Source organism: Vibrio cortegadensis, from assembly GCF_024347395.1.
GTDB classification, from domain to species: domain Bacteria; phylum Pseudomonadota; class Gammaproteobacteria; order Enterobacterales; family Vibrionaceae; genus Vibrio; species Vibrio cortegadensis.
The window spans coordinates 2,173,001-2,186,512 of sequence record NZ_AP025472.1 but is presented as its reverse complement, the minus strand read 5'-3'; the positions used below and the strand labels follow the sequence as shown (position 1 = coordinate 2,186,512).

13 protein-coding genes are annotated in these 13,512 nt (G+C 43.3%); 8 read left to right on the top strand and 5 right to left on the bottom strand.

Annotation, left to right across the window (positions count from 1 at the left end):
• Positions 1-93 precede the first annotated feature (93 nt).
• Positions 94-969, bottom strand: a complete 876-nt coding sequence (locus OCV39_RS10260; RefSeq protein WP_017053073.1) for a LysR family transcriptional regulator — start codon at positions 967-969, stop codon at positions 94-96.
• A 243-nt stretch (positions 970-1,212) separates the two neighbouring features.
• Here OCV39_RS10260 and OCV39_RS10255 point away from each other — a divergent pair, with 243 nt between their 5' ends.
• The 6 genes from OCV39_RS10255 (at position 1,213) to recR (ending at position 7,145) form a co-directional block, all read left to right on the top strand.
• Entirely contained in the window at positions 1,213-2,316 is a 1,104-nt protein-coding gene (locus OCV39_RS10255; RefSeq protein ID WP_029203424.1) for a response regulator, read from the top strand.
• A 390-nt stretch (positions 2,317-2,706) separates the two neighbouring features.
• Positions 2,707-3,072, top strand: a complete 366-nt coding sequence (locus OCV39_RS10250; RefSeq protein WP_017053075.1) for a YbaN family protein — start codon at positions 2,707-2,709, stop codon at positions 3,070-3,072.
• A gap of 164 nt (positions 3,073-3,236) precedes the next feature.
• Positions 3,237-3,782: an adenine phosphoribosyltransferase gene (gene apt, locus OCV39_RS10245; protein ID WP_017053076.1), complete on the top strand. Its 546-nt coding sequence runs from the start codon at positions 3,237-3,239 to the stop codon at positions 3,780-3,782.
• A gap of 57 nt (positions 3,783-3,839) precedes the next feature.
• Positions 3,840-6,122: a DNA polymerase III subunit gamma/tau gene (dnaX, locus tag OCV39_RS10240; protein WP_261888423.1), complete on the top strand. Its 2,283-nt coding sequence runs from the start codon at positions 3,840-3,842 to the stop codon at positions 6,120-6,122.
• Between the two features lie 76 nt (positions 6,123-6,198).
• Positions 6,199-6,528, top strand: coding sequence for a YbaB/EbfC family nucleoid-associated protein (locus tag OCV39_RS10235; protein ID WP_113799868.1), 330 nt, complete (start codon positions 6,199-6,201; stop codon positions 6,526-6,528).
• A gap of 17 nt (positions 6,529-6,545) precedes the next feature.
• Complete coding sequence (gene recR / locus OCV39_RS10230; protein ID WP_029203426.1) at positions 6,546-7,145, top strand: recombination mediator RecR; 600 nt, start codon at positions 6,546-6,548, stop codon at positions 7,143-7,145.
• A 29-nt stretch (positions 7,146-7,174) separates the two neighbouring features.
• On the opposite strand, the gene OCV39_RS10225 is transcribed toward recR, so the two are convergent.
• A complete protein-coding gene (locus OCV39_RS10225; protein ID WP_084654963.1) occupies positions 7,175-7,423 on the bottom strand; it encodes a YkgJ family cysteine cluster protein in 249 nt (82 codons plus the stop codon).
• Positions 7,424-7,570: 147 nt separating this feature from the next.
• On the opposite strand from OCV39_RS10225, the gene OCV39_RS10220 reads away from it, so the two are divergent.
• Positions 7,571-8,011, top strand: coding sequence for a YcgN family cysteine cluster protein (locus OCV39_RS10220; protein ID WP_017053080.1), 441 nt, complete (start codon positions 7,571-7,573; stop codon positions 8,009-8,011).
• A gap of 220 nt (positions 8,012-8,231) precedes the next feature.
• Positions 8,232-9,920, top strand: coding sequence for a mechanosensitive ion channel domain-containing protein (locus OCV39_RS10215; RefSeq protein WP_390903249.1), 1,689 nt, complete (start codon positions 8,232-8,234; stop codon positions 9,918-9,920).
• A gap of 104 nt (positions 9,921-10,024) precedes the next feature.
• Here OCV39_RS10215 and OCV39_RS10210 read toward each other — a convergent pair whose 3' ends face one another.
• The 3 genes from OCV39_RS10210 to OCV39_RS10200 form a co-directional block, all read right to left on the bottom strand.
• Positions 10,025-11,602, bottom strand: coding sequence for an alkaline phosphatase (locus tag OCV39_RS10210; RefSeq protein WP_261888422.1), 1,578 nt, complete (start codon positions 11,600-11,602; stop codon positions 10,025-10,027).
• Positions 11,603-11,897: 295 nt separating this feature from the next.
• Positions 11,898-12,251, bottom strand: a complete 354-nt coding sequence (locus OCV39_RS10205) for a hypothetical protein (RefSeq protein WP_017053083.1) — start codon at positions 12,249-12,251, stop codon at positions 11,898-11,900.
• Between the two features lie 237 nt (positions 12,252-12,488).
• Positions 12,489-13,466 (bottom strand): ChaN family lipoprotein, encoded by a 978-nt coding sequence (locus OCV39_RS10200; protein WP_261888421.1) that lies wholly within the window; start codon positions 13,464-13,466, stop codon positions 12,489-12,491.
• Between the last annotated feature and the right edge of the window lie 46 nt (positions 13,467-13,512).

Below are 13,512 nucleotides of genomic sequence, written 5' to 3'. Positions count from 1 at the left end.
CATTCGTTCTTCAAGAATTTCAGTTATCTAGTTGAAAAAGAAAACCCAGAGTCAACAGGCTCTGGGTTTTTTTATTGTCGCGGAAACCAACGTTTAATGAAGGCTGTAGGCAATCATAAAGTCGATAAACAGACGCACTTTTTCTGGTAGGTGATCTTTGTGATTGTAAAGCATGTAGATATCACGCGAGTTTGCACTCCACTCCTCAAGGATCTGAACAAGGCTGCCGTCTTCAATGTACTCTCTGATCATGACATCTGGCATCAGCGTAATCCCAAGCCCATCAGAACAAGCATGACGAATCACATTCAGTGCATTGGCTTGGAATCGACCTTTCTCACAGTTAACAATGGTTTCACCGTTCGAGTTTGTCAGTTGCCATTTGATTAATGGGCGACCTTTCAACAATGAATGTTGTGTTAGCTCTTCAGCATGCGTAGGAGCCGGGTGGGCTGCCAAATAGTCAGGACTCGCTACTAAAATATCTTTTACTTCACTCAGTTTTCTTGCGATCAGGCTCGAATCTCTTTGTGGACCGACGCGGAAAATAACATCCCACTCTGTTGGGTCGAGCTGATCGGCTTGATTGCTCATGGTTAGCTCCAGATTAATATCAGGATACTTTTTCATGAACTCACAAAACATTGGCATCATCATGCGCTTTGTTAAGTTTGATGGTGCCGATATTTTAATTTTACCAGAGGCACCACGACATTCGTCCGTTAGCTCTTCCGTGGTTGAGGCTAAACTCTGCAATAGAGGAGAGCATTCATTGAAAAAACGTTCGCCAGCCTCGGTTAATGAGAGTTTGCGAGCGTGACGATTTAAAAGCCTTAAGTTTAAAGAATCCTCTAGAGCTTGGATACGTCGGGTAATTGTTGCAACAGGAATCATGGTTTTACGCGATGTTGCAGTATAGCTTCCATTTTCGACAACGAGTCGAAATAGGTTTAAATCGTCTAATTTCATACTTTCAGACACACTTTGTTACGAATCCAGTTAATTTAAACGCAAATCCGTGATCAATGTTTGCGTCACATCAACATGTTGCGTCATTTACAATAATCCATATATATAGTATGCATCACTAATAACGAGTGGCGCATTTGTATAAATGGCATTTCGAGGCTACTTTTTATATTAGTGTGTATTTGAACAACAATAATAAAAAATACAATGATTAATTGACTAAGCATTGTGAGGCGCAAGCTTATGTATAAAACTCACAGTCGATCCATAATGACCTCGGCACAAGAAGCGATCAACCCAAAACTGATCATGTTGGTCGATGATGACCCTATCTTTCGACGCATCACAACAGCGTATTTAGAAGTTCAGGGCTACAAAATTATTGAAGCGGAGAATGGTTTAGATGGCTTACAGAAGTTAAGACATTCAGAACCTGATCTGATTCTGTGTGATCTCTCAATGCCAATATTAGACGGCATCGAATTTGTAGAAGAGGTCAGTTTAGAGTACCCATCGCTGCCATTGATTGTTGTTTCTGCAACAGAAGAGATGTCAGATGTTGCCAAAGCATTGCGTTTCGGGATTAAAGATTTTTTACCCAAACCCATCGATAACCATGAGCATCTAACCTCTGCAATTGAAAATACCTTAGAGGATACGTTTAACCACCTCGCCGATCAGCGCGATTTTGCCAGCCAATGGTTTCGCGTGGATGATGGTGGTGACATACCAGCGGATCAAGAATTGCATTGGCATTTAGAGTATTTAGAGAATAATCCATCCTCGGCTCGTAGCTTGCTTCATGCGTTGTTACCCGACAAAGATACATCTCAAGGCAGCTGGAAGTGCAGTTATCGATTATTACAGTCAATCGATAACATGCCGTTGGTTTTTGATTATGCTTGGTTGATCAACGGACAGTTTGCTTTTTATCTCGTCGATTCCTCTTCAATAGAGGAGGGTGGAGTTGCCACGACTTTGCTAGTTCGTGCACTTTTTGATGATTACTTACGTAATTTGAAGTGCTTCAATGCCGATCTCAAAGATATGGCAGAGATTCTGGAGAAAGGGCTCGCTTGCTCAGAGTGTGCCGCACCGGTTGAGGCGTTATTTGGTGTCGCTGATTTATCGCAAGGTACGTTGTCTATCTTACCTGCGGGTTTAGATGGGCAGTGGTCAAATGGATATGTAAGTCAGCACCTTCCCGCGGGAGTTCGGTTAGGGGAAAATTGCGTTAAAAATTTCATCACAATGGATTTACCGATTCAGTCTGGCTGCCAGCTCTCATTGAGTAAGTTGGGCGCAAGCAGCTTTAGTTTAGATATTCATCAAGGCTCTAGCCAATAGTCTTTCATAGCAAGATACATAAATAGCAATATTACATAGTAATAACCTTACATAGCGTCGGTTTTTCTGTTAATTGCTTTCAGGTATAGTCTGCCACCTAAAACAATTAATACTCAACCCATTAACTTTTGATTAACGGTATTGAGTGGGAAAGTGAAACATCTACATCTGGAAGAGCTCATGGCAGACAACGAAACATTTAACGAACCGTATAATATTTTTTATTTTTTGGGGTTAGTGGCAGCATTGCTAATTCCGACACTACCTGCAACACTGACGTGGATTCGTATATTCAATGGTTACGCTGTTTTTTAAGCGATACTACGTCAATTTAAGCTCATGTTGAGCAGATAGGAGGTCATCATCAGTATTCGGCATTTAGGATTGAATGTGATTGGTGGCCTTAGTCTTCTACTGGGTATCGTGGGGATCGTGCTGCCACTCTTACCTACCACACCCTTTTTATTGCTTTCTAGTGCTTGCTTTGTCCGCAGTAGTCCTCGGTTCCATCACTGGTTGCATACTCAAAAAACGCTTGGCCCCATTCTAGAAAACTGGCAAAGAAACGGCGCTGTTACGAGCAAAGTTAAAATGCGCGGTTTGGTTCTCATTCTGTTGAGTTTCTCTTTTTCTATCTTCATTGCCCCGATTCTTTGGGTGAAATTTACCCTGATTGCTATGCTTGTGGTGCTGATCACTTGGTTTGTTCGTATCCCAGTGCACGAGCCAGTTGCTAACCGGCAAGAAAATCACTAGCATTACGTAGAAATGTGCCTGCTTTTCGAAGTGGGCGTTTGTTTTTTCAGCATTATGAATATTCAGCCTTATTGATAACTGTTGAGAACTAACCGTTCTTTACCCCTTGCGATAAAAAAATAATATTTAGGATGTAATGAGCCAATCTAAGTAAATTTATTATTATGACTACAGAAACAATTTCTCTGATCAAATCAAGTATCAAAAGCATCCAAGATTACCCAAAAGCGGGCATTTTATTCCGTGATGTAACAAGCTTGATGGAAGACCCAGCGGCATACCGCGCAACAATTCAATTGCTGGTAGAAAAATACCAAGGCATGGGCTTTACCAAAGTGGTAGGAACGGAAGCTCGTGGGTTCCTATTTGGTGCTCCTCTTGCTTTAGAATTAGGGGTTGGTTTTGTCCCAGTTCGTAAACCTGGAAAACTGCCTCGCAACACTATCGCGCAAACTTATGAGCTAGAGTATGGTGTTGATACACTAGAAATTCACACAGATGCGATTGTGGAAGGTGATAAAGTTCTTGTTGTTGATGACCTGCTGGCGACTGGTGGCACTATTGAAGCGACAACTAAGCTTATCCGCCAATTAGGTGGTGTAGTGGAGCATGCTGCTTTTGTTATCAACTTGCCAGAAATTGGTGGTGAGAAGCGCCTTCAAGGTTTAGACCTGAACGTATACAGCATTTGCGAATTTGAAGGGCATTAATCTGCCAATCGTAAGAATGAAAACGTTGTTATATACAAATTCGTTGGAAATTAGTTAATGAGTTATCTTGCCTTAGCGCGAAAATGGCGTCCAACCAAATTTAATGAAGTGGTTGGTCAAGCCCATGTTCTTACAGCATTGGAGAACGCACTTAGCCAGAATAGGTTGCACCATGCTTACCTGTTCAGTGGCACTCGAGGTGTGGGAAAAACCTCCATCGGTCGCCTCTTTGCTAAGGGGCTAAACTGTGAAACGGGAATTACTTCCGAACCTTGTGGTGAATGTTCTACATGCCGTGAAATTGATGAAGGGCGATTTGTTGATTTATTAGAGATTGATGCAGCGTCTCGTACTAAGGTTGAAGATACTCGAGAACTACTCGACAACGTTCAGTATAAACCGGCTCGTGGTCGATTTAAGGTTTACCTGATCGATGAAGTTCACATGCTCTCAAGGCACAGTTTTAACGCGCTTTTAAAGACGTTAGAAGAGCCGCCAGAATATGTGAAATTCCTTCTTGCGACCACAGACCCGCAAAAACTGCCGGTGACGATTTTATCTCGTTGTCTTCAATTCCATTTGAAGCCAATCAGCGTTGATAATATTCACCAGCAGTTAGACCGAATTTTAGAACAAGAGCAAGTCACAGCAGATGCTCGTGCTCTAGGCATGATCTCGCACGCTGCTGACGGCAGTATGCGTGATGCGTTGAGCTTGACTGATCAAGCGATTGCTTTGGGTAATGGCAGTATTATCACTGATACGGTTGCTCATATGTTAGGTACGCTTGATACCGATCAAGCGATCCATTTGTTAGAGGCGATTAGCAGCAAGCAAGCTCAAGTGGCAATGGATAGTATCCAAACGCTTGCGGAAAATGGTGTTGAGTGGGATGGCTTACTGCGCCAGTTGTCTACTCAGTTGCACCGTGTTGCTATGTACCAAGCTTTACCATCAACACTGGATCAAAGCCAACCTGATGCGGCTAAAATTGAGTTGTTGGCTAAAAGCTTAACGCCGCAAGACGTACAGCTCTATTATCAGATTGCACTTAAAGGTCGTGAGGATTTACCTCTCTCTCCAACTGAACGTGTTGGGTTAGAGATGATTGTCTTACGTATGATGGCATTTCGCCCCGCACAAAGCGTCGAAGCAAGTGCTATTACGAGCAGCGACAATACCGCAGCTTCTGTACTGGAAACTGCGCCAAGTCAGCAAGAGCTACGCAGCAAACCTGAGCCTCAGCCGAGTGCTTCTCAAAGAGCACCGTCTCAGTCTGTTGGTCAAGATCAGCCAGCTCCTGTTACTCCTGCGCCATCTAGTCCACGACAGGCTGTGCCAACGCCGCAATCGCAAGCTCAGTACAATCAAGCTTCGCAAGCCCCTGTCTCTGATCCGCATTATGATCAGATGGTTCCGCAGTATGATGATGTTCCTCCGAGTGACTACCATCATGGGAACGTACCACCAGAATATGGAAATAGTCCGTACCCTGATAGCTCGTATTCTGATGGCAAGCATGCGAATGAATCCTATGCGAACTCAGGTACAGCACAAGAGTCGCCTGTAACGAGACCGGCTGAACGACCTGTTCAAGCGCCCGCGAGCAATACGCCTGCGTCCCCTGTGAGTAGCCTTCGTCATCAGTTACGCTCTCAGCGTCGCAATCAAAGCGGCGACAAGCCAACGTCTGGTTCTCCAGTAAAAAAGGCTAAAGCGGCATCAGCAAAAACGTCAGTATTAGACCGTGTAGCGCAAAAGCACGGTAATTCTGAGTTGGTGTCGCCACTTTCTCAAACTCATGCGCCGCAAACAGATAAAAAACCAGATGATGAAGCATATCGCTGGCGTCCATCTAAACCTATTGTGGCTGAAGAGAAAAAAGAGCTTACACCGACTCAGATAAAAAATGCATTAGAGCATATTAAAACCCCAGAAATGGTGGAAAAATTACTGCAAGAATCTGTGGGGGAAGATGCTTGGTCTGCAACCATTCAAGGGTTAAACATTCCTAAATTGGTTGAGCAGCTCGCATTGAATTCGTCATTTAAGAAAACAGATTCGTCGATTGAACTTCACTTAAGGGCGACACAAGCCCACTTGAATACCGATCGTGCACAGAGTGAACTACTACAAGCACTGAACACTGCGTACGCTGAAGAGTGTCATCTAACGGTGACGATCAGTGACGAAGGTGAAACACCTTTGGAACTACGCGAAAAACTCTATCAAGCGAAGCTTCAACAAGCATTTCTCAGCTTAGAAAGTGATTCAGTCGTACAATTTATTGAAAAACGCTTTGCGGCAGAGCTTGATCGCGATAGTGTTCGACCAATTTAACGCAGAATGCGGGTTGAATAGTCGATGATTCAACCCCATCTATTTGAACATAACTCAATAAACCAGAGAGATTAACATGTTTGGTAAAGGCGGTATGGGCAACCTAATGAAGCAAGCCCAGCAAATGCAAGATCGCATGCAAAAGCTTCAAGAAGAAATTGCAAATATGGAAATAACAGGCGAGTCAGGTGCTGGTCTAGTTAAAGTTACTATCACTGGTAGCCACAGCGTTCGCCGTGTTGAAATCGACGAAAGCTTGATGGAAGACGACAAAGAGATGCTTGAAGATCTTATTGCTGCTGCATTTAACGATGCTGCTCGTCGCGTTGAAGAGACTCAAAAAGAAAAAATGGGCTCAGTAACTGGCGGTATGCAATTACCACCAGGCATGAAGATGCCATTCTAAGAGTAACGATATAAATAATGCGTACTAGCCATATGCTGGAGCATTTGATGGAGGCCTTACGCTGTCTACCTGGGGTTGGTCCCAAGTCGGCACAACGTATGGCCTTTCATTTGTTACAGCGAGACAGAAAAGGTGGTCTGCAACTCGCGGATGCACTTTCTCAAGCAATGACTGAAATAGGGCATTGCAATGAGTGTCGAACTTTTACAGAAGAAGAAACATGCCATATTTGTACGAATCCAAAGCGTCAAGAAAATGGACAGTTATGTGTGGTGGAAAGCCCTGCTGATATCGCAGCCATTGAAGCGACAGGCCAGTTCTCAGGCCGATTTTTTGTTTTAATGGGGCACCTATCTCCATTAGATGGGATTGGTCCGAGCGATATTGGTTTAGATACGCTGGATTATCGCTTACGTCGTGGAGATATCTCAGAAGTTATCTTAGCAACCAACCCAACGGTTGAAGGGGAAGCGACGGCTCACTACATTGCTGAGCTTTGCCATGCCCATGAAGTTGGCGCAAGTCGAATCGCTCACGGTGTTCCTGTTGGTGGTGAGTTAGAGTTGGTGGATGGCACAACATTGTCTCATTCGCTACTGGGTCGACAACGAATCTAAAAATGCCGCTCAACGAGAGCGGCATTTTTTTAGGTGATTCGTTCGAGTTCCGTGATGTTGTCTAGCGCTTGTTGATTGGTTTTCCCGCAAACATCCGGACAAGCTTTAAAAGCGTGACACACCTTTGGTCGTTCCGGCTTACCAAAGAGTTTGCACAAGTTGTCATCGTTAAGTTGAATACAACGAACTCCTGCCGGCTTTCCTTTTTCCATCCCTGGTATAGAAGAAGATATGCTAGGGGCGATACAACAAGCGCCACATCCGAGTCTGCAATCCATAATAAGTACTAGTTGAAATGATTAAGGGGCGCGATAGTAGCAGAAATTATCCATGCGCACAGCAAGGAGGATAACTTTTTATCCTTGCACTTTGTGTGTCATGGCGGTATAAATCGCCTCCCACGTAATAAGTAAAGAAGTAGACTGATGAGCACTCCATTCTGGCAAGAGAAAACCCTAGGACAAATGACTGAACAAGAGTGGGAATCTCTTTGTGACGGTTGTGGGAAGTGTTGCTTGCATAAATTAATGGATGAAGATAGCGATGATGTTTACTACACCAACGTTGCGTGCAGCTTACTCAATAGCAAAACCTGTTCATGTAAAGATTACCCAAACCGATTTGAATCTGGTGAAGAGTGCTTGAAGCTAACTCGCGATAAAGTTGACGAGTTTAACTGGTTGCCTGAAACCTGTTCTTACCGAGTGCTAGCGGAAGGAAAACCTTTACCTGCATGGCATCCACTGATCACAGGTTCAAAATCTGCAATGCACGCAGAGGGTGAAAGTGTACGAAATAAAGTAGTATACGAAATTGATGTGGTTGATTGGGAGGACCACATTTTGAATCACCCAAATCGTAACTAAAGACATGCACTAAGATATATCGTAGCCCAATAGATAGCCAAATTTCTAAAATAAAGCCAGCGGATAATTCCACTGGCTTTATTTTTTCGATTCATACCAGTTCTCGTCCACCCAAATACTATTCACTAAACTCTAACGAATATTCACCACTTATTTAGAACTCGTGGTGTACACTTAGACTATCTATATGAAACAAAGACTTGTCATAGGTGAGGTTGTCATGGAACCGTTTTTCCGTCGCTATTCAATTTTCTCTTTTTTTAGTTTGTTGGTGTTACTTGCCACTTTTGTTATGCCTAGAGCCTTAGCCGAGGAAGAGGTTGAGGTTGAGGTTGAGGCTCCGGTTTTATCGAAAGTGGAGCAAAATATTGCGCAAGTTAATCAGGATATTCAAGAGTTATCGAATGCATTAACTACCGCAACAGGTAATGAGAAAGACGCGATTCAACTTCAACTGTTCCAAAAAAATGATGATCTACGCTCTTTTTTGGCTGGAGCGGTTAGCCGAGGAACCATCCCTAAAGATAAACTGATTTCTCAAGTTAAAATGCAGCAAAAATACTCCCAAGGCGCTGCGATTTATTTAGAAGAGAAAATCCGAGCGCTTAATGACAAAATAAATGCCGCCACGGATGAACAACGGCTTGCAATGCTAAACGAGTCTCAAGAGTTGCAAACCTATCTTGATACGGTTGTGGAGGCTAATTGGCAAAATATCGAATGGCTTAAATCCCTCGGGGTGGACGAAAGCAAACCGGAGAAAATGTATCGGGAGTTGGTAGTAAAGCGGCTGAGGTTGACTTATGCATCTGTTGAATATTTTAACCAGCAGGTCAAAAGTGTCGGTAAACAGTTAGCGGTGAGCCCTGAATCAGAAAAAGCGTCGCTTCAATTGAGCCAGTTAGTCATCAATCAACGACTTGATATTGCGGTTGATAGTTTGCGCTCCATACTCTCTATTGCCGATAAACTTGATATTGATACTTCAGAATATAAGCGTTTGATGTTTGAAGTGACGGGAAGTATCACTCAGGATTTACTCGACAGTAAAGTGCTCTGGTCTTTGGTGACAAATTGGTCTTCGGACCTTTGGAGTTGGGTGGCGAACAATGCGCCTCAGCACGTCTTCCAGTTATTTGTGTTTGTATTCATTCTGTTTGCAAGCAGTGTTGCGGCAAAGTTAGTACGTAAGATCACTAGCAAAGCGGTTGTATCAAAAAACCTGAAATTATCGCAATTGATGCAGAACTTTTTTATCACCATATCGGGCAATGTGGTGTGGGTTCTCGGTATTTTAGTCGGGCTATCTCAATTAGGGCTTAATTTAACACCAGTTCTGACCGGTTTCGGTATCGCGGGTGTCATCATCGGTTTTGCATTGCAAGATACGTTATCGAACTTTGCAGCAGGTATGATGCTGCTGATTTATAAACCATTTGATGTTGGCGATTTTGTTTTTGCTGGTGGAGTCGATGGTAAGGTGAGCCATATGAGCTTGGTTAACACAACGATCAAAACCTTTGATAACCAAATTATTATTGTGCCCAATAGTAAGATATGGGGTGATGTGATTAAGAATGTGACGCATGAAAGAGTTCGCCGAGTCGATATGATTTTTGGTATTGGCTATGGCGATGACTTGCTAAAAGCGGAGTCTGTTTTGACTGACATTGTTACCACCCATCCTGCTGTGTTACGAACGCCTGAGCCCGCAATTAAAGTACATACGTTGAACACTTCTTCTGTGGATTTCATAGTCCGCCCTTGGGTGAAAACTGAGGATTATTGGGATGTGTATTGGGACGTAACGAAAGAGGTTAAACTGAGGTTTGATCGTGAGGGGATCTCGATTCCATTCCCACAGCAAGATGTTCATCTGCATATGGTGAAAGGTCAGCAAGAATCCTGAATAGGTGTGTAACAGACACTTTCTTCCATATGATCTGTATGACTACTTTATCGGTATGGCTACTCTAAAGTAAAAAGCGCTCCGTTCAGAGCGCTTTGACCTGATTATTTTACTTGGTCTTTAATATATTGCCCCAGTTCAGAGTGGTGCATAATTTTTGACACTGGGATAATGTTTTCTGCTGGTCCCCACGCAAAAACGTTCACTGGCGTGTGCGTATGAGTACCAGTACCCCAAACGGTGTTTTGGCCAGTTGCTTGTTCTCTTGCGAGTAAATTACCACGGTCGTTGTAAGGGAAAAATGCATCAAAGTCGTTTATCGCTGGTACATTCTCGGCATCTAAATATTTATGGCCAGCAAGTCTATATGGGTTGGGCTTACTCTTCATTACTTTTGCCGCTTGAGCTTCTGTAATTGGGAATTCACTATTTTGGTTCACTATCTCTGCCAGTTTTGCTGGTGTTTGCTGGGCTTTATCGAGTTTTTCAAATGCGCTGATCATGCCGTAATAACTCTGTTTTTGATTGTACAGGCCATCTAAAATTTCAAACTTTCCGAAATTGAAGTTAGGGGCATAACTGCGTTTCTCAAAAGCTTCGCCAGTGCGTTTTTCTGGTTTTGGTAACTTATCTGAAGAGTAACTAAAGCCGAATGAGCCTGTCTCATGGTCGGCAGTGACGATAATAATGGTATCTTCACGACCTTGAGCCCACTGGTAGACCGAGTTTACCGCCTCATCAAACTTAATCATTTCGTGCAGCATTGTTCCTGCATCATTGCTATGACCTGCCCAGTCGATCTGCCCACCTTCAACCATCAAGAAAAAACCATCCTCATCTTTTGATAAGACATTGAGTGCTTTTTCTGTCATCTCTTTAAGCGAAGGTTGAGTGCGGTTCGGATCGCGTTTCGAGTTGGTATAAGCGATGCCGTCATTCATTCCTGAATAGGCGAAAAGACCTAATAATTTATCGCCTTGAGCACTGTCTAACATGGTTTTGTTAAACGCTAAGCTGTAGCCATCAGTTTGGGCTTCAGCGAGTAGATTTCGCTCATCTTTGCGTTTTGATTTAAGGTATACATCACCGCCTGTCAGAGCTTGTAGATCTTTATAAGTTTGTTTTTTGTCATTCGTCGACTTCGGGATCCAGTGACGTAATCCGCCAGACAACATGACATCAACACCAGTATGTAGCATATCTGATGCAATATCATTCTCTAAAGAACGATGAGGTTGATGAGCCGCAAAAGAGGCTGGAGTGGCATGAGTTAGACGTGTATCTGACACCAACCCAGTCGCTTTCCCCATGCGTTTTGCCTGTTCTAATACGGTTTCAACATGATCGCCATTTGAGTTGATACCGATAACCTCTGAACCCGTATAGATACCCGTTGCTAGCATTGTAGCTGAACACGCGGAATCAACCACAATCGCATCTTCTGGATGAGTTAATGATGATCCAATTACGCCTTGTTGAGCGAGCTTATAGATAGCCGTTGTTTCTCCTTTATATACGGAGTGCGGCGCTCGATTAGCGTATGTTTCAAGTAAACCAACTTGTTGCGGTCCCATGCCATCACCAATCATTAGGATGACATTTTTTATCTCAGCAGATAGAGCAGAGAAGGAGAGCGTATAGGTTGCTGCGGCTAAGATAAGTGGTTTGATTAACGGCTTCATTTTCTATTCCTTATTGATAAAAGCGGGCTTAGTTAATCATTGATATGTGACAGTTTTAATAAACTAATAGAAAACTATTATGACAGAAAAGAAAATTCAAGGAGTGGGTTATCGGTTTGTGCTATTTACAAGTAAGGTGATGGCTGCCGTGTGAGATTGTTGTTTTTGAGGGAGGAAGCTAAGAAAAGGAAGAGTTTACGTTCACGGCAAATTCTGGGTGAGATACCCATTAACGAAATTAGCGTATAAGGTTGTGTAATAGATCGTTCGAATCAGTTAACCCGACTTAGCTGAGTTACGCTAAAGCTAAAATTATGCCGCCAACGGTTACCGCTGCGGAAAGATATTGCCCTGCCGAATATGAGCTGTCTTTCTCCTCTTCTATTTTTTCAGGACTATCCATACCAAGTGCGCCATGTGTGAATGCCTCCACTTTTTCTCCAACCGTTTTATCTTCTGCTGGTTTAGTGCTCTCTTTATCAATTTCTTGTAAAGCAGCAAGGAGAGCCTTACCTTCATTGGATAGCGTGACAGTATTTTTCTCTACTTTCAACGAGGTAGCAACGGCACTGGCTTTATCGCTGTCTATTTGAGGCTTGATCTGTTGCTGAGTGTTAACTGTTGCTGAACTCATACCTACAGGTGTCATGGTGCTCTCCTTTCCTAACCTTCAGATAATATATCGACAGGTTCGTGAAAAACTTGTGTAAATTAGATTCAATTTGGATAAAAAACGCTCGAAAGGTAATGTGCAAAAAATGAGCCACCTTGAACGTATGGGTATTAGGTAAGAGGAGGGGATTTGAGTTTTAGAAAGGAAATAGATGTATCTCTTGGCCCTGTTACTTATTAAGTGAATAGGCACCAAGAGAAATATCATTAAGGGCTAGTCACACTTCAGATCTTTGTTGCGTTGGCTGAGAGCTTTATAAGCTTTCATTCTATTTTCAGGTTTAACAAAACGGGTTGGGGGATCAAGAACAAGCAGTTGATAATCTGAACTGTTGGGTTGAAGCTGAGTAACTGGCGTGATCACCACAATGTTCAATGCTGAGTTACGATTGAGGATTGAAGTTGCGGTGCCCAATCCACCCTCAGTATGAAACTTTCCTGCAATGTGCATCACTTGTTTGTCAGGGTTTTGAGCTAAGTAATGGGTGATACTTTCTGCCATCGTTTCATCCCAGCTAATCTGTGCGGAGTACTGCTTTTCTGTCTGCTCTGGTGTTCCGTGGTGCAGTGATGCCATGAATTTTTCTTTATATTCAGACGCAGAATTATCGACCGTTTCGGCAATGTCGCGACGTTGTTGAACGGGAAGCGTTTCTAAATACTCTAGCCCAACTCTCCCTATGCACTGAACGATGGCTTTTGGCGCGTTTGCTGCGATCACATCGACCTGATTCGACTTAGCATATTCGATGAGAGGACGGTAATCACTTTCATAATTGGGCCATGCATTCGCTTGCTTCGTGAATGGTTGTTCGCCAATCTCTCCTGCAAGATACTGATTAAGTACAGGTTGTGAATCTCGTGAGAATTGCTCCATCGACAGAGTGATATTGGCCTTTTGAGTATTTAGCTGTTTGAGCAAATCGGTTTGAAAACGGTGTATCGCTGAGTGCGTATGCCACTCGCCAATTAAAATGACATCGGCGTCAGTAATGTGCTCAGTAAGCGCACTTATTGACAGTATTTGGCCAGTCGGAGTGGCAAGTTGATAGTCGTAAAATGTGTCGACTTGCTGATTTTGAACCGCAGAGACGGAAGCCGAGTGGAGCACGTTTTCAGATTGTGGGCTAAAAATAGACGCTGCCGAGCAACCTGTGAGTAGGGTGGTGAGAAAAATAAAAATAATACGCATATGCGCCGCCTCCAAAAAATAAGATGGTGATAATAATGGAGGCGAT